Origin of the sequence: Actinokineospora diospyrosa, assembly GCF_024171925.1 — a bacterium.
GTDB classification, from domain to species: domain Bacteria; phylum Actinomycetota; class Actinomycetes; order Mycobacteriales; family Pseudonocardiaceae; genus Actinokineospora; species Actinokineospora diospyrosa.
In genome coordinates, this window is record NZ_JAMTCO010000009.1 from 136,794 (window position 1) to 152,619 (window position 15,826).

Genomic DNA, 15,826 nt, shown 5'->3' on the forward strand with positions numbered 1-15,826 from the left:
GAATGCTTCTACATGAAGGGCTACTGGTGTTGCGGCTTTCTTTCTCACTTCCGGACGAGTCATCCTCCTGGTGGCGCAAATGGGGCAATCTGCGGCAGGAGGAGGCCGTGGCCGAGGTGGGGGAGATGCGGCTCCGCTACCACTTCTGTGCTGCACAAATCGACTTCGTCGTCGGCGGTGTGTCGTTCATCCACGAGTACCTGCCCCTGATCGACTTCGCCTTGCAGATGCGCTGGCTGGTTACCAGGTTGCCGTTGGGCGAGGAGACAACGGTTGATTTCACGGAGAATGCGGAGATCATCCGGTTCACCGTGGAGGGAGACCTGGTCCGCGTCCACGCCTCCTGGGGCGAGTTGGCAGCGTCCGCGCCCCTGGTCGAGATGGTCGAGGCTCTCGACGTGTTCTTGCCCAAAGCTTATGCGACACTGGTGGCGGAAGTGCCTGGCCTTGAGGACAATCCCACTGTTCAGCAAATCATGGCAACGCCCTAAGTTGGCAATCCCGGGTGGTGACCAACCTGTGACCCACCTCCACACGACCCTCGCCGGTTCTGGGGGTGGCGTGGTTCGAGTCTGGCTGCGGCACGCCTTCCCGTACTGAGGCCGGAACGAGTGGAGGATCGGTGGTGCTGAGTCTCGCCTTCTCGGTCCCGGACAGGTCTTCCGGCTGGTGGACAACCTGGAGCGATCTGCTCGAGGCCGAAGCCGCCGGCGTGGGGGAGACGGGGCTTCGGTACAAGTACTGCTCGGTGCGCCTCGAGTTGATCGTCGGTGACGTGCCGGTGGTGGTGGGGAATGTGCAGGTGCCCTTGGTCGACTTCGCCCTGCAGATGCGGTGGGTGTCCGGCCGGTTGTCGCAGGGCGAGGTGGCGACGGTCGACTTCACCGAGAATGCGAACTGGATTCGGTTCCGGCCCGTCGGGGACGAGGTCTTCGTGATGGCCTCACGCAGTGAAGCGGAAGGAGCCGTGCCGCGAGCGGTGATGATCGAAGCGTGCGACCGGTTCGTTTCCACGGCCTACGCGACGTTGGTGGCTCAGATTCCTGGCATTGAGGACAACCCCGTGGTCCGGCTACTCGCGACCGCCCACAATGAAGAGTAGGCAAGAACCTGTGACGCTCGAAGGGGTCTACGGGATGCAGCCTGCCTTGCTGCCCCGTTCCATGGTTCGACTCACGCTGGCGGATAAGAAGCTCCTTTGGGTCGGCCGCCCCGGTGTGGAGTTGCTCGACTTCGAGCGGCACTACCGCTACGAGAACGAAAGCCTCCACCGCTTCCCCCAGCACCGTGATGGCACGATCGACTGGACCGCCGTCGACTCTGGCCTCGTCCTGGACGAGGCGTCCACTGAATTCGAGGTCGCGATGTCCCGGTGGCTGCGGCTGGTGGGTGACCGGGTGGTCGTCATCTGGAGCGAGGTCGTCGTCCCCTCGGTGATGATCGCCGTCGATCTTTTCGCCGAGTTGCTGGCCGACATCGCAGGCACGTTTGCCGAGTTCTGGGTCTACTCGCCTGATGCGCGGGTCTTGGTCGAGAACACCTTCGCAGGCCAGTTGACCGCGGCACGCCTACCCGACAACACATCATCATCGCGGACCGGTGCTAGGGGATCGCTATGAGCATCCCGCCGTTCGAAGGCGTTTACGTCGCCAGTACTGGGGCGGGCATGTGTGGCCTGTGGCAGCCGGAGCGCTTCGAAGGCGTGGTGGATCTGGATGCGTGGGAGGACGTGGTCTCGGATGTCGATGTGCTTGAGCGGCACATCCGCGAAGGTGCTTTCGTTCCGCTCAACGTAGGCGGAGACGGCTCTTTCCAGGTTGTCGTTCGCGAAGGTGCTCGGAGTGCCAGGGAAGAGCGGTACACCATCGTCTCCTCCGATCCGTACCTGCTCGTCTCACGGGGAACCTTGTCGTTGGGCGGCCTCGAGAACGTCGGTCCGTACATCGGCGGATCCCACGAGGTCCCGATCCGTGCTGGGCGCTACGCGGTACGCGTCCACCTGGTGGACTGGGAAGCCGAGGCGGGATCCACCGGCCCCGACGGCGCCCCGACGACCGACGCGTTGCCGGACTTCGTTGTGGAGCTCCAGGAGTCAGACTCTGAGGGTGGTTTCCGCGCGAGTATTCTCACCTTCGACAAGCCCGAATAGCAGCAGCCCCAGCGTCCACCGAGTGCCAGCTCGAAGATCAAGAAGAGGTGCGGCGAGTGGAAGGCGACGTCGACTATCGCTGGATTCAAGCGGGCATAATGGAGCTTCTCGCGGAGTCGCCCATAACATCCGCGGATGTCCGGCAGGACATCAAGGAGTCGGTGTACGCCGGTGAGCTCGACATCGCCTTCGACACCCTGTGCTCCTGGATCTACGAAGACTCGCTCCCTATCTCCCGAGCCTTCCACGCCAAGGCGATGGCTCAGTACAAGTACTTGAACCAGTCCCTAGCCGCCGACAAGCTGGTAGAGCTCATCGACGACGATCCCCGCGGTCCAACGACCGCGGGGACCCTCTGACGCCGGAACTAACGCCCTACCTGCCACACGATGCTCACCGGCTCAGGCATGCTCCGAGCCTGTCCGCGGCACGTGCTCGCGCCGAGCAACAAGAAGAAGCAGATCCCCACTAGACCCAAGCACCCACCGCCCCCGCCCCCGCCGCCTTCGCGAACAGTCACCGTCCCGCCGGGCACGATGCCGGGGTGCTGCTGCGTGTAGTGCTGTTCCTGCTGAGCAGCGCCCGCCGACTCGGTAGTCCAAGAGGTGTGGAACCCGCACTCGCCGCACAAGTACCGGTACTGAGACATGACGTGCCGCCTACGGGTGCTGGAGGCGGCCGAGGATCAGGCCGACGAAGTGGGACATGGCCTTCTGCAGGCACGGTGCCTGCGCGTGCTTACCGGTGCACCCCGGCGCCCACCCGCTGCCGTCGCCGTAGTCGTAGAAGTCGAACGGCACGCCCGCCGCGGTCAGGTTCGCGACCGTCACCAGGTTGGTCTCCCGCGCCTGCTGTTCGACGACCGCCTGCACCGGGTTGTCGAGCAGGTTCCCCCCGTTCCCCGTGTAGAGCGCCACCCCCATGCCACGCAGCGGCCTGACGTGCTGCGCCGGGCTCTCCGCGTTCCAGATCCCGTCGAACGGCCACACCGGCGGACCGAAGATCGCGTCGGCACCCACCGTGGGCACCCCGGACTCCGTCATCAGCGACGTCCCCACGACGGCGGCGCGGATGGCCGGGTTCAGCAGGTCCAGCCCGCCGGACATCGAGCCGACGTAGCCGAACAGGTCCGGCCGGTGCTCGGCGTAGTGCAGCGCGCCGAACCCGCCCATCGAGTGCCCGAGCAGCGCCCGCCCGTCCCGGCCAGCGATGGTCCGCAGGTTCGCGTCCACCAACGGGATGACCTGGTTCAGGTGGAAGTTCTCCCAGTTCTGCTTACCCACAGCACCCGGGTTCACCCAGTTCGAGTACCAGCTGCGCACACCATTGGGTTGCACCGTGATCACCGGCTTGCCCTGCGTGGCGATTTCCGCCCGGCGGATGTTCCACTCCGTGTTGGGCATGTCCGGGTTGCCGTGTAGCGCATAGAGAACCGGGTAACGCGCGATAGAGCTCGCGTAGTCCTCCGGCAGCGTCACCACGATCACGTGCTGCCCGGCCACCTGCCCCGGCAGCAGCGTCGGCCGCGGGACTTCAGTGGAGGCGACGGAGAACGTGAACGTTCGCCGCGCCTCGTCGACCCACGTCGGTTGCGCCATCACGGTGAGCCCGAACCCGTTGGCGAACTGCGGTGGCGCTACCGCCGCCTTCGCCTGAGTTGGCTCTACCGCCGCCAGGCAGATCGCTATCGCGGCGCACCAGCGGGACAATTTCTGGACGTTCATGGAGATCCCCTCCCAAGGACCCGGCCCGAGTGGTCCGGTGTCACCAGGCTGGCGAACGCGCTGGTCAGCTGAACAGGCCAGGAACAGGCAAAGGAAGTCCGGTAGGCGATATGGTCCACTTCTCAGTCGATCGGGGGCCGCGGTGACGGGGGAGTTCGGCGATCTGGTGCGCGGGCTGCGGCGCGCGGCCGGGATGAGCCAGCGGGAACTCGCGGAGCGCTCCGGCCTCAGCGAACGCACTGTCCGCAGGCTGGAGAGCGCGGATCCGGGGGACACCAGGATCGGCACCGTCAAGCTCATCGCCGACGCCTTGGAACTCGCCCCCCAGGAGCGGCGCACCCTTATGGCCGGTGCGGCTGCCGACGACCCGGTAGAGCTACCTGCGCAGCGGGAATGGCCGGTTCAGGCAGGCCCACCGGTCGACGATGGCCTGTCCGACGCCGCGCGCAGGCTTGCCCACATCGTCCAAGCGCGGTGGAAACGTGAAGAAGGCCAGCGCGGAGTGCACGACCCGTTCCCCCTACCGGTCCGCTGGCGGCCCGTGCCCGCAGACCTGGCCGACCGGTGGGACAACATCTGCCGCCTCCCTCCAGGAGAGAAAGCGCAACCTATAGACCTGACCGGCAAACTGCCCGACATCGCGCAGGTCTATCGCGCGGTCCCGTCCGGGCGACTCGTCGTGCTGGGCGAGGCCGGGTCGGGCAAGTCCGTCCTGGCCATCCGGTTCGTCCTCGACCACCTCGACACCCGTTCCCCGGCCGAACCGGTCCCGGTGATCTTCACCCTCGGCGGCTGGGACCCGGGCACCCCGCTGCACGACTGGCTCGTCGACCGCCTCCTGCGCGACGACCCCGGCCTGCTCGCCCCGGCCCCGTCCGGCTCCACCCTGGCCGCGGCCCTGGTCGAGGCGGGTCGGGTGCTGCCGGTGCTCGACGGCTTCGACGAACTCCCAGAGGGCCTGCGCGCCCCGGCCATGGCCGCGCTCAACCAGACCTCCCTGCCGATGCTGCTCACCAGCCGCCCCGAGGAGTACGCCGCGGTCGGCACGGTGCTGAACTGGTCGGCCGGGGTTCGGCTCGACGACCTCACCCCGACCGACCTGGCCCACTACCTGCCCCGCGCCAGCCGCGACGCCGACTCGTGGGACCCGCTGATCGCCGACCTGCCCGACCCGCTCGCCGGGGCCCTGCGCACCCCGCTCATGGTCACCCTCGCCCGCGCCCACCGCGACAGCCCCGCCGCCCTCGCCGACCCGGCCCTGGACACCACCGAGGCCGTCGAGGAGCACCTGCTCGCCGGGTTCGTGCCCGCCGTGTACCAGGACGACCGCCGGTGGCCGCTGGAGCGCGTCCAGCACTGGCTGGGCCACCTCGCGCGCGTCGGCCCGGTCGAGGTGGCCTGGTGGCGACTGGGGGAGACGCTGAGCCGCGCCACCCGGATCCTGGCCGTCGTCCTCGCCTCGTCGCTGGTCACCGCCCTGGTCGACATCGCGGTGTCGCTGCCGCTCATGCTGGCCGCCGGGCTCGGGGTGGGGTCCGCGCTGCTCGACGGCTTGCTGATCGGCCCGATCGTCGGCCTCGGGTTCGGCCTCATCTACGGCCTGCTGATCGTGCTCCTCGACGTGCGGATCGCGCCGTCGCGGGTGCGCCTGCGCCTGGGCCGCGGCCGCGTCCGGGTGGCCCCCACCGTGCCCACCCGCATGCTCGCGGGCTTCTGCGGCGGCTTCCTCGTCGGTGTCGGCTACGGCCCGGTCAGCCTGCTGCTGCGCGGCATCGCGACCGGTTTCGGCCCGCTCGACGTCGTGATCCGGCTCGCCATGGTCAACTCGCTGATGATCGGCTTGGCCTTCGGCCTGGCTGTGGGCGCCGTGCTCGGGGTGGTCGCCCTCCTCGAGTCCCCGCACGACCTCACCTCGGCCACTGGCCCTCTCACCATCCTCGCCGCCAATCGCGCGACCGCGATCCGCACGGTCCTCCTGTTCGCCCCTCTGCTCTCGCTCGCCCTCTATGTGTCCGGTGTTCTGGTGGTCGCGGTCTTCGATGGAGTCTTTGCCGACCTGGTGTGGGAGGGGATCGGCGCTGCGGTCATCTCCACCGTTGGCGGTATCAGCGGTGCGGTCTCCTACGCGCTCGCCTTCACCGCTTGGGGCCAATGGCTCGTCTTGACCCGGGTATGCCTACCGCTGATGGGTCGTCTCCCGTGGTCGGTCACCACCTTCCTGACCGACGCCCATGCCCGTGGTGTCCTCCGGCAGACCGGTGCGGTCTACCAGTTCCGCCACGACCGCCTACGCACGCACCTCACCCGCTGACCAGCACGTACTCCACCTGCGCCAACGGCTTCCCGTCCCCGAAGTCCCGCGTTCGCTCGTTCCCGGTCTCCACGAACCCGCACTTCCTATAGAACCTTCGCGACTGCTCGGTGTCCCGCAGCGTCCACAGGTGCACCCGCTCGACACCGCCGATCGTCCCCGCCATCAACGCGGACGCCACCCCAGAGCCCCACCCGTCCGGATGCCCATAGAAGCTCAGGATCTCCAAGAACCTCTCACGCTCTCCGGACGGAACCGTGTAAGAGAACGCCAGCACCCGCCCAGCGGACAGAGCGACCACGAGCCCGTCCAGCACCCGTTGACGCTGCCGCCTGTCGGCTATCCCCGCCTCGGCGAACGTCGAATCGAACAGCGGCGCGTACACCGCCTCCCAGGACGCCGCGTGGACCTCCCCGATCCCCGGGACGTCCTCGGCCCGCGCGGGCCGCACCTCGAATTCCATGCCCTTCACGCTAAACCCCGACACCGACAGCGCTCTCTGGAACAATCCCCACGTGACCCTGCGGGTGTTCATCTCCTACGCGCAAGAGTCCGACGCGCACCGGGAAGCCGTCCGCGACCTGTGGGTGTTCCTGCGCGCGAACGGGATCGACGCCAAACTCGACCAGGTGGCCGCCGAGACCCGGCAGGACTGGGCGCTCTGGATGGGCCACCAGATCCGGGCCGCGGACGTCGTGCTGTGCGTGGCCTCCGAGCAGTACCGCAAGCGCGCCGAGGGCCGCGAGTCGGCGGAGGTGGGCCGGGGCGTCCAATGGGAGGCCAGGCTCATCCGCGACGCCTTCCACGCCGCGCAGGACAACCTCACCCGGTTCGTCCCCGTCGTCGTCAAGGGCCAGACCCGCGACGGCGTCCCGGACTTCCTGGCCCCCTCGACAACGACCGTCTACCACGTCGACACCCCTCAAGGCGCCGACAAGCTCTTACGCTTCCTGCTCAACCGCCCCGGGATCGTCGAACCGCCCTTAGGGCCGCAACGCCTCGAGTACGACGTCGACAGCCCGGACTTAGCCGCGGCGATCGACGGCAGCCCCGTTGGCACAGTGACGGACGTGGTCGTCTGGCTCCCCGAGGACGCCACCACCGCCAAGCCACCGCGCTTACCCGACGGTCGCCTGCTCACCGCCTTCCCCGGTGTCCGCGTCTCGCACCGATTACGCGGGATCGAACGCCAAGCCACCCCCGCCCTCCCCGGCCCGCTCAAGGTCCTCTCCACCGACCTCGAAGCCGACATCCCCGCCCACACCCGTGTCCTCGAGGTCGCCTCCCTCGACGAGATCTCCAACGCCCTGCGCGCCGACCAGTTCCACGTCTTCCGGCTCAGCGCCCCTGGTTCACCCGAAGGTGTCGAACTGGATGACGAGGACGGCACCCCGGTCTTCGTCCCCGTCCAGCGGCTCGTCGACGCCCTGCGCGCGGGGGAGCGGCCACTCCCGCTGATCGTCGTCTCCAGCGTGGAACTCGCCATCACCCTCGTCCGGCACGGCGCCGACCGCGTCATCGTCAGCCCCGACCCCGGACCTGAGCTCTACGAGGCGTTGTCCCAAGGCGCGACCGCCGCCCAAGCGCTGCGCGACGAGCACGCGATCCTGTTGCGCTGCGGCGCCGATCAACCGCTCGTCGACCCCAGCCTTCCCGCTGTACCTCTGTCTCACGAAACCCTTCCCAGCACGGGCGTCGGAGTCCGTGAGCTTCCTATAGGCCGACTAATCGGCCGCCGCGACGTTGTCCGCACCGCAATGGCCGTCATCCGTGACACCGACCGCGATAGGTACGGCGATCTCGCTGGCGTCGCCATCACCGGCGTGGGCGGCATCGGTAAGACGGCTGTGGCGGGCCGAATCCTCGCCCGCGCCCGCGAACACGGGTGGCGGATCGTGATCCACGAAGGCGCCTGGAACCCCGCCCGGCTCATCAGCGAGATCGTCGGGTCCAACGGCGACCTGGACGCTGTTCACGAACACCTGCGCACCAGCCGACTGGTGGTCCTGTTCGACGACTTCGAGCAGAACCTCACTCCGGACGGCCACTTTCGCGACGAAGGCATCGCCGCCCTCTTCACGACCCTCTGCCAAGAGGCGCATGCCGCCACGATCCTCGTGACCTCCCGCTACCCCTTCCCCAACGACGACCTCCTCCTCCGTGTCGAACTCCCGCCTCTTACCCCCGTCGAGCAAGCCCGCCTGCACTTACGCCTGCCCGCCTTACGCGACCTGTCACCAGACGACCGCCGCACAGTCACCCACACCCTCGGCGGCCACCCCAGGCTCATCGAGTTCCTGGACGTGCTGCTCCGCCAACGCGCCGACCTGCGCCACATCACCGCCAAACTCCGCGCTCTCGCCAAGACAGAAGGCATAGACCCCAAGGCCACGCGTGACCTCACCGCAGGCATCACCGACGCGATCCGCTTAGGCAGCCGCGACATCCTCCTGAGCGCCCTGCTCACCTACCTCACCGAAGCCCAATCCGACTTAGCGCTGCAGATGAGCCTCTATAGGGCATCCACCACCCGCGCGGACCTGGCTTTCACCCACGACTCAGCCACTCTCGACGCCGACATCGCTCGTCTACGCGACCTGACCCTGATCAGCACCACCGGCGACGAGCACCACATGCACGCCTGGGTCGCCGAGTCCCTGCGCCGCCACCTGCCGCCCACGCAACGGGAGATCCGGCAGAGCAGCGGGTTCGCGATGCGCTCCGCCCGCGTCGAGGCGGGGTCCGCCCGGGTCGAGGACAAGGTCGAGATCGTCCGGCACGTCGCGAACCTGGGCTGGTACGGGGTCGCGGAGATGCTCGCGGAGCGCTTCGCCCAGGAGATGGCGGGGCACCTGGTCGCGTGCGCCGCGTTCCTCGCCGAGGTCGTGCCGCTGTTCCCGATCACCGTCATCGAGGGCGCGCGCGTGCTCGGCCTGGAATGCACCGTGTCGCAAGCGTGCGGGCTGGTCGTCGACGACAAGATCCGGCGCTTGCACGACGCCGCGGCGCGCTTGGCGACCGCGCACCCCGACGAGGAGACGCTGTGGTTGCTGGCCAACGCTCATGACCTCTCCGGCATACAAGCCCAGGCCTACTTCGCCCACGGTGTGGCCTATAGGCACTACACCGAGGCGCTCCGGATCACCCAGGAGTTGGTCACAGCGCTGCCTGACCGGCTCGACCTCCGGCGGGGCCTGGTCGCGGGCCACCTCCGGTTGGGCAAGATCGTGTACGGCCCCGACCACGTCGAGGCCAGGGCGGGGCACCTCGCGGCCGCCGTGGACGCCGCCGAGCACCTGCACGACGCGTCCCCGGACGACCCGGGCGCGGTGCGGGGCCTGCTGGTCGTCTACAGCGCGGTGGGAGACTTCCTGCTCGAACAGGACGAGGTCGAGGAGGCGGCGGAGTTCTACGCGACCTGCCTGCGGTGCTCGGACCTGCTGACCGGTCCGGGCATGCGGCGCGATCGCGCGATCATCCACCGGAAACTGGGTCGGCTGGCCGCTGCCCAGGGGGACGCCGACACCGCGGCCCACCACTTCGGCGAAGCGAAGCGGCACATGGGGGAGTTGCTGACCGTGGACCCCGAGAACGCCCAATACGCCAGGGACCTGGCCGACGTCGAAGCTGAAGTCAGCCTCTTGAACGCGGAGAACTGATGGCCATACGAGCGCACGCCGCCCGCTCAGCGCTGGGCACCCGTCGGGGACTCACCCTGTTCGCGGGCAACGCCTTCGCCACTTTTGGTGTCATTGGCGGCTCATTGCAGGTCTACGACGTTCTCACGCCCCAGCCCAGCTACCAGCCGCTGGTCATGGTCCTGCTCCTGGCTGTCCTGCCTGTCACCGTTGGCCTTGTCCGCGCCTGGCCCCGGCGCACGCTTTCGCGCAATCTAGGCCGCCCCGACACCACCATCACGATCACTGTCGGAGACCTCTTCGACCAAGACACCCACCTGGTCATCGGCTACACCGACACCTTCGACACCGACACGACCGACACCCGGATCATCCACCCCACCAGCGTCCAAGCCCAGTTCCAACGCCGCTACTACGCGGATCTCCCCGCGCTCGACGACGCCATCGCCCAGGCCCTGCCGCCCCCTACGCCAGACCCGACCAAGACCATCGGCAAATCCGCCCGCCACCCGGTGGGCGCGGTCGCCGTTCTCGACGCCGGACCGCATCGCGCGTTCTGCCTGGCCTACGCCCGCATGGGCGACGATCTGGTCGTTCGCGGGACTGTTGACGACATCTGGACCAGCCTGTCGACCCTGTGGGACGCGGTCTATAGGCACGCCCACCGCCAGCCGGTGTCCATCGCCGTCATCGGCTCGGACCTCGCCCGCGTCGACTCGCTGGACCGGGCCAGCCTCATCCGGCTCATCGTCCTGTCTTACATCGCCCGATCCCGCACCAGCGTCGTCACCCGTGAGTTGCGCATCGTCATCCACCCGTCCGACGCGGACAAGGTGGACATGCTGGAGCTAGCGGCCTTCCTCGCCACCGCCTGACCCCGTCACGACCGGGTCGGCCAGCGCCGCGAGCAGGTCGCGGCTCCGGTCGGCCGACACGCAGGTGCCGATCAGCTTGTCGGCCAGGGTGCTGTACCGGTCGATGGCGCGCTGGTTCTCCAGGAACAGCGCGGAGTTGCCCAGGTCCAGGTGCACGAGGCTGCCGTGCTCGGCCACGGTGATCAGCCGGAACGGGATGTCGTGGCTGAGCACGGTGTGCGGCACAACCTGGATGCGCACCGACCGCCGGGTCGACTCCCAGAACAGGTGCCTGGCCTGCTCCTGGACCACCCGAGGCGCCAGCCCGCCCGGCGTCAGCGACTCCCGGGTCACCACGAAGTGCCAGTTCGGCTGCGTGGGCTGGTCGAAGACGTGCCTGCGCGCCGTGGTGCCCATCGCCGCGGCGTACTCGTCGGTCTGCAGCGGGGCGGGCAACACGCCCGGCGTGAACGACACGATCGTGTCCGCCTGCGTCTCCAGCTCGTCCAGTGTCTGGATGAACAAGGGGGAGTCGTGCCCGTCGTGCCACCACTCCTCACGCCGCGCGTCGGCGTTGAGCGCCAGGTAGTGCTGCCGTTGCGCTCTTGTGGCCACCCCGCAGGTGAACAGCAGCAGGCCCAACTCCGGGTTGGGGATCCCGCGCTGCCCGTTGAGGAACCGCGAGAGGTCCGAGCGGTGCCAGTTCAGCCGGTCGGCGATGTCGCGGTGCGCGATGCCGGTGCTGTCGATGAGGTGCCGCAGGCGCCTGCCGAGCAGCCAGGAGCGCAGGGAGGGGATGCGGGAGGTCAACAGTCGCCTTTCTGTGGGGGTGGCCCGGCCGGTCCGCGCGGGTCGGGGTCGCGCGGACCGGCCGGGTGGCGCCTGCCGTCGGGGCATGACGGCGGTGGGGCACCGGGAACCGGCACGCGGGCGGGGAGGTGGCGCCCGCGTGCCGGGGGTTCAACTCGCCTCGGGCCGGTCCTCCAGCGCGGCGAAGGTCAGCGCCGCGTCCCGCAGCGCGGCCCGCAATCTGCCTACCCGCAGCGGGTCGATCACCCACGGACCCGGGGCGGACGAGGTCACCACGACCCCGGCCGGGGCGATCGCGACCTGGATCGAGGCCCGGTGGCCCGCCCGGTCCCGGCACGGGATCGACCAGGTTCCCTCCTGCTGCCACCCCCACTTGGCGAGCGCCCCGAACACGGCGGCGCAGGATCGCCTCATCGCCACCCCCGAGCGTCGAGGTGACCCGGACGGTCACTATCATCCAGTTCTCTGGTCCAATATCGCGCCACGACGGGCATGCACCACCTCACCCGGGGAATTGTCGGTGAAAGAGACGGTACGTGACGTACGTACGCCAAGGAAATACCTCGATCGTGTGACTGGCGTACGTACGCGGGCAACCGGGAGACTGTCGGCCATGAACGACACCGATGACCTGACCCCAGGCTCACTCGTCCGCCGGTGGCGGCTCGGCAAGCAGCTGCGCGAACTGCGCGAAGCCGCGGCCAAGACCCAGGACGACGCCGCCGACTACCTGGGCGTCAAGCGGCCAACAATCAGTCGGATCGAGAACGGCAGGCACGCCATCCTGCCCAAGAACGTCCGGTTCCTCTGCCAGCTGTACGGGATCGGCGCACCCCAGGTCGACACCCTGATCAGGCAAGCCGAGGAGTCCAACGAACGCGGCTGGTGGGTCAGCCACAGCGACACCATGCCCGACTGGCACGAGACCTACGTCGGCTTCGAAGCCGACGCCAAGGCGATCTGCACCTACCAGTCCGAGCTGATCTACGGCCTCCTTCAGATCCCCAGCTACACCCGTGGGGTGCGATCAGCCTTCGTTGATGTGGTCGACGAAGGTGCCCTGGAGAAGTTCTTGGCCTTCCGCCAGGAACGGCAGTTGCGTTTGGACAACAGGCAACCGGATCTGCACGTCATCCTCAATGAGACGGTCGTGCGCCGGCCGATCGGGGATATGCGCGAGCAGTTGCTGCACCTGCTCAAGGCGTCCGAGTGGCCCTACCTCACGCTGCAGATTCTCCCGTTCGCCGCTGGGCCGCACCCCGGCATGACCAACCCGTTCTCGCTGTTGACCTTGCCGGACGAGCCGTCCCCGAACTTCGTGTACCTGGAGCACGCGGACGGGGCGATCTACCTGGAACGGCCAGCAGACCTCGCGCTGTACGCCAACAACTTCCAGCGCATGTCCGAGCAAGCACTATCACCCGAGGAGACGCGGGCCTTCTTGGCTAGCCTGGTTGACGGCTAGTCAACAGGGAGGTCAAGAGATGAAGCAGGTCAGGTGGCGCAAGAGTTCTTTCAGTGGTGGGAACGGCGGTGAGTGCGTGGAGTTGGCACACACGCTCGCCGAGGTCCGCGACAGCAAGAACCCGTCCGGTCCGACCCTCGTTGGGCGGATCGACTCACTGGTCGCCGCCGTCAAGAATGGAACCCTGGGTCACTGACCCGGGACCGGCCCAGGCCCCCGCCCCCCTCCCGGGGCGGGGGCCCGCCCATCTCCACGACCAGGCGCCCCCATGCCCACCCCCAGCCGTCCTGGCCTCCGTGGTCTGTGCCGCTCCCTCAGCTTCCCCCGTCGCGACGCGACTTCCGCACTAACAGGAGCCCGCCGCCCCGCTGGCCACCTCGTTGCCCCGCGTCAGGTCGCCGCCAGCGTCAGGTACGCCATCCCCAGCACGTCCTGCCACCCCCGCAACCACCACGACCGGTGCTGGTCCGCCCGCGCCACCACCTCCTCCCGCCCCGGCGCGTCCGGGTTGGCCAGCAACCACTTCTCCCACCCCAGCCCGTGCCGCGATTGGAAGTGGTCCCACTCGTCCCGACTCGCCCGCGACAGCGCCAACAGCCGGAACCCGTGCTCCTGCGCCAGGTAGACCAAGTCCGGCAGCGACCGGTACTCCGCCCTCTCGATCGGCATCGCTGCTAGCTGTTCGTCGGTGGGCTCTAGCTCCCAGTACCCCTCACCTAGGAACAGCCGACCTCCCCGCCGCAGCCTCTTGCGCGCCGCCGCCAGCGCGTTGACCGTGTGGTCAACGGGCTCGCCACCCCAGATGTGCGTGGCCCCGTTGACGATCAGGACGTCCGCCTCGCCGTCCCACTTGCTGGCGTCGCCGACCTCCAATGTCACCGGGAGTCCGCGCGCCCCGAGCCGCCCGCGCGCGATCGCGCCTTCATCCGTGTCGATCCCGTGGCCGGTCGCCGTCGTGTCGCTGGCCACGGTCCGCAGCAGCAGTTCCGCCCACCCGCACCCGAGGTCGACCACGTGCTGTCCGCCGAGGTCGCCGAACGACTCGATCGCCGCGGTCGCCCGCGCGTCCGACATCGGTCCGTGGAACACCAGGTCGTTGTGCAGAGGTCCGATCATGCGCGGCACCCTCCCCGGCGGCGTCGCGGACGCGCAACCGGATTCCGGTGAACCATCCGCCCACCCCCACCCGTGTGGTGGGTGGGAACGGAAAGGAGAACGTCGTGGCGATCACGGTGGAGCGAACGGGGAACGCGCTGGTGTTGCGCGAGCCGGGGTCCGACGAGCAGGCGGCGGTGCTGGCGTCCGCGTTGCCCGAGGAACGGCACCGCACCGCGGTCGTCGTCGGCGCGTCGGCCTGGCCCGCGCTGGCCCGCCTCGACCCCTGGCTCGTCGCCGACCTCGACGACCAGGTGGACACCGGGGTGCGTCTGCTGGCCGCGCACGCCTCGACCATGACCGCGGGCGAGGTCTCCCTGGCCCGCCGCCTCGCCGATCGCCTGGGCGTCGAGGTGGTGGCTCCCGACGGTGACCTCTACACCCTGGCTGACGGTCACACCTTCGCGTCCGGCCTCGGCTGGGTAGCCCACGGCGCAGGCTCCGACCGTCGCCCTATAGGCCACCGTTTCCCCGAACCCTGGTGGCAGGGCTACCTTCCCGCGGGCCTCGAACAAATCCCCCTAGGCCTCTGGCTCCGCACCCCCGGCGGTCCCGCCCGCGAAGACGACCCCCTCCGCTGGATCCAGCCCGACCCCGAACGCCCCACCATCGTCGTAGGCGCCCCCGGCGAGCAGCCCCCCACCGCGGCGGCCGTAGTGGAAGCCCTGGACGCCTTCCCCCAAGACATGCGCGGCAAGGTAGTTCTAGCCTGCTACGGCACCGACATCGCCCAAGCCGTCGCCCGCGAACGCGGCACCGCCGTCCGAGCCCTCCACGGCCTCCCCAGCACCCAAGGCCTCGTCCACCTCGACCCCGACGGCCACTTCGCCTGGTACCCCTTCGCCGTCGAGAGCGTCTACCGCCCCGGCTGCGCCCCGGTCCTCGACCGCTGGGTCGCCCCCATGCCGTCGCTGGCCATGTTCGCCCCCGCCCGCTACCGCCTAACCCCCGGCTGGTCCCTCGACGTCCTAGCCCGGGGCCTCCTCGCCCGCCCCGACACCCTCCCGGTCGACCCCACCCTCCTGACCCCGACCGGTCCCACGCCCGAACTCCTCCTGGCCTGCGGCCCCACCATCCCCGCCGCCGTGATCGCGGCCCTCACCGAGGTCCTGGACCAACTGCCGGACTCCACCAAGTCCACCCTCCAGGTCCTCCCCACCACCCCCGGTGCCACCCTCGCCGCCCGCACCCTCACCGCCCACCTGTCCGGCACCCCCCGCCCCACCGCGGCCCCCTGGCCCGAAGACCACACCCAACGAATCTCCGCCACCGACATCTGGGGCGCGACCGCCCTTCCCCGCGTAACCGCCGGTTCCAGCCTCCTAACCCCCGAAACCTTCCCCTGGACCGACGAAGACCCCCTCGACACCCCACCCCCCGTCCTACCCCGCACCACTGGCACCTCACCCACCCCGCCCTCCTCATCCCCCATTGCCACCCCCGCAACCGCCACCTCCTCCTCACCCACCACCACCCCCTCCCCAGTGCCTGGCCGTCTCCTCACGACGCCATCCGCTTCATCAAAGGCACCCGCCGGTGCCCCACCCCTCGCCCCCTCCGACCCGGTGACCGGCGACCGAGGCCCTATCCCCACGCCAGCCTCGCCCGCAGCTGCATCCTCGATCTCACCGAGCGCCTTCCCAACCACGCCCCCTGCCGCCCTGCCTCTCGCCGATCCAGTGATCGGCGACCGAGGCCCTGCCCCCGCCCTGGCCTCGCC

15 protein-coding genes and 1 pseudogene are annotated in these 15,826 nt (G+C 69.0%); 11 read left to right on the forward strand and 5 right to left on the reverse strand.

All coding sequences use genetic code 11. The features are described 5' to 3' along the window. Positions 1–107: 107 nt before the first annotated feature. From LV75_RS18830 to LV75_RS18850, 5 genes are all read left to right on the forward strand, one after another. Positions 108–491 carry a hypothetical protein gene (locus LV75_RS18830; protein ID WP_253888250.1) on the forward strand — a complete coding sequence of 128 codons (384 nt, stop codon included), beginning with the start codon at positions 108–110 and terminating at the stop codon, positions 489–491. 134 nt (positions 492–625) lie between these two features. Continuing rightward, complete coding sequence (locus LV75_RS18835; protein ID WP_253888251.1) at positions 626–1,102, forward strand: hypothetical protein; 477 nt, start codon at positions 626–628, stop codon at positions 1,100–1,102. Positions 1,103–1,112: 10 nt separating this feature from the next. Beyond that, positions 1,113–1,619 (forward strand): hypothetical protein, encoded by a 507-nt coding sequence (locus LV75_RS18840; protein WP_253888252.1) that lies wholly within the window; start codon positions 1,113–1,115, stop codon positions 1,617–1,619. After that, on the forward strand, positions 1,616–2,149 hold the full coding sequence (locus LV75_RS18845) for a hypothetical protein (protein WP_253888253.1): 534 nt from the start codon (positions 1,616–1,618) through the stop codon (positions 2,147–2,149). The genes LV75_RS18840 and LV75_RS18845 overlap by 4 nt, the downstream gene beginning before the upstream one ends. A 56-nt stretch (positions 2,150–2,205) precedes the next feature. Then, the gene (locus tag LV75_RS18850) at positions 2,206–2,508 is read left to right on the forward strand and encodes a MafI family immunity protein (RefSeq protein ID WP_253888254.1); all 303 of its coding nucleotides are present in this window, start codon (positions 2,206–2,208) and stop codon (positions 2,506–2,508) included. A gap of 300 nt (positions 2,509–2,808) precedes the next feature. Here LV75_RS18850 and LV75_RS18855 read toward each other — a convergent pair whose 3' ends face one another. Further along, positions 2,809–3,873, reverse strand: coding sequence for an alpha/beta hydrolase (locus LV75_RS18855; protein WP_253888255.1), 1,065 nt, complete (start codon positions 3,871–3,873; stop codon positions 2,809–2,811). A gap of 142 nt (positions 3,874–4,015) precedes the next feature. Between LV75_RS18855 and LV75_RS18860 the strand changes: the two genes are divergently transcribed. After that, positions 4,016–6,184, forward strand: a complete 2,169-nt coding sequence (locus LV75_RS18860) for a helix-turn-helix domain-containing protein (protein WP_253888256.1) — start codon at positions 4,016–4,018, stop codon at positions 6,182–6,184. Here the strand turns inward: LV75_RS18860 and LV75_RS18865 are convergent. After that, the gene (locus LV75_RS18865) at positions 6,174–6,647 is read right to left on the reverse strand and encodes a GNAT family N-acetyltransferase (protein ID WP_253888257.1); all 474 of its coding nucleotides are present in this window, start codon (positions 6,645–6,647) and stop codon (positions 6,174–6,176) included. The two genes, LV75_RS18860 and LV75_RS18865, sit on opposite strands and share 11 nt — an antisense overlap. A 52-nt stretch (positions 6,648–6,699) precedes the next feature. Here LV75_RS18865 and LV75_RS18870 point away from each other — a divergent pair, with 52 nt between their 5' ends. After that, on the forward strand, positions 6,700–9,843 hold the full coding sequence (locus LV75_RS18870; RefSeq protein WP_253888258.1) for a TIR domain-containing protein: 3,144 nt from the start codon (positions 6,700–6,702) through the stop codon (positions 9,841–9,843). Continuing rightward, positions 9,843–10,697: a macro domain-containing protein gene (locus tag LV75_RS18875; RefSeq protein ID WP_253888259.1), complete on the forward strand. Its 855-nt coding sequence runs from the start codon at positions 9,843–9,845 to the stop codon at positions 10,695–10,697. The genes LV75_RS18870 and LV75_RS18875 overlap by 1 nt, the downstream gene beginning before the upstream one ends. Here the strand turns inward: LV75_RS18875 and LV75_RS18880 are convergent. Next, positions 10,671–11,486: a helix-turn-helix domain-containing protein gene (locus LV75_RS18880; protein WP_253888260.1), complete on the reverse strand. Its 816-nt coding sequence runs from the start codon at positions 11,484–11,486 to the stop codon at positions 10,671–10,673. The genes LV75_RS18875 and LV75_RS18880 overlap by 27 nt on opposite strands. A gap of 150 nt (positions 11,487–11,636) precedes the next feature. Next, positions 11,637–11,900: a hypothetical protein gene (locus tag LV75_RS18885; protein ID WP_253888261.1), complete on the reverse strand. Its 264-nt coding sequence runs from the start codon at positions 11,898–11,900 to the stop codon at positions 11,637–11,639. A 199-nt stretch (positions 11,901–12,099) separates the two neighbouring features. Between LV75_RS18885 and LV75_RS18890 the strand changes: the two genes are divergently transcribed. Both LV75_RS18890 and LV75_RS18895 read left to right on the forward strand, forming a co-directional pair. Beyond that, positions 12,100–12,951: a helix-turn-helix domain-containing protein gene (locus tag LV75_RS18890; RefSeq protein WP_253888262.1), complete on the forward strand. Its 852-nt coding sequence runs from the start codon at positions 12,100–12,102 to the stop codon at positions 12,949–12,951. Positions 12,952–12,970: 19 nt separating this feature from the next. Further along, positions 12,971–13,147 (forward strand): DUF397 domain-containing protein, encoded by a 177-nt coding sequence (locus LV75_RS18895; RefSeq protein WP_253888263.1) that lies wholly within the window; start codon positions 12,971–12,973, stop codon positions 13,145–13,147. Positions 13,148–13,341: 194 nt separating this feature from the next. On the opposite strand, the gene LV75_RS18900 is transcribed toward LV75_RS18895, so the two are convergent. Further along, positions 13,342–14,067 (reverse strand): class I SAM-dependent methyltransferase, encoded by a 726-nt coding sequence (locus LV75_RS18900; protein WP_253888264.1) that lies wholly within the window; start codon positions 14,065–14,067, stop codon positions 13,342–13,344. 104 nt (positions 14,068–14,171) lie between these two features. Between LV75_RS18900 and LV75_RS18905 the strand changes: the two are divergent. Beyond that, positions 14,172–15,826 (forward strand): annotated as a pseudogene (locus tag LV75_RS18905) (hypothetical protein); the annotation flags it as partial.

Excerpts from the sequence above, each read along its gene's own strand:
- LV75_RS18845 (WP_253888253.1), top strand. The coding sequence starts at position 1,616 with ATGAGCATCCCGCCGTTCGAAGGCGTTTACGTCGCCAGTACTGGGGCG.
- LV75_RS18855 (WP_253888255.1), bottom strand. The coding sequence starts at position 3,873 with ATGAACGTCCAGAAATTGTCCCGCTGGTGCGCCGCGATAGCGATCTGC.
- LV75_RS18865 (WP_253888257.1), bottom strand. The coding sequence starts at position 6,647 with ATGGAATTCGAGGTGCGGCCCGCGCGGGCCGAGGACGTCCCGGGGATC.
- LV75_RS18875 (WP_253888259.1), top strand. The coding sequence starts at position 9,843 with ATGGCCATACGAGCGCACGCCGCCCGCTCAGCGCTGGGCACCCGTCGG.
- LV75_RS18885 (WP_253888261.1), bottom strand. The coding sequence starts at position 11,900 with ATGAGGCGATCCTGCGCCGCCGTGTTCGGGGCGCTCGCCAAGTGGGGG.
- LV75_RS18890 (WP_253888262.1), top strand. The coding sequence starts at position 12,100 with ATGAACGACACCGATGACCTGACCCCAGGCTCACTCGTCCGCCGGTGG.
- LV75_RS18895 (WP_253888263.1), top strand. The coding sequence starts at position 12,971 with ATGAAGCAGGTCAGGTGGCGCAAGAGTTCTTTCAGTGGTGGGAACGGC.
- LV75_RS18900 (WP_253888264.1), bottom strand. The coding sequence starts at position 14,067 with ATGATCGGACCTCTGCACAACGACCTGGTGTTCCACGGACCGATGTCG.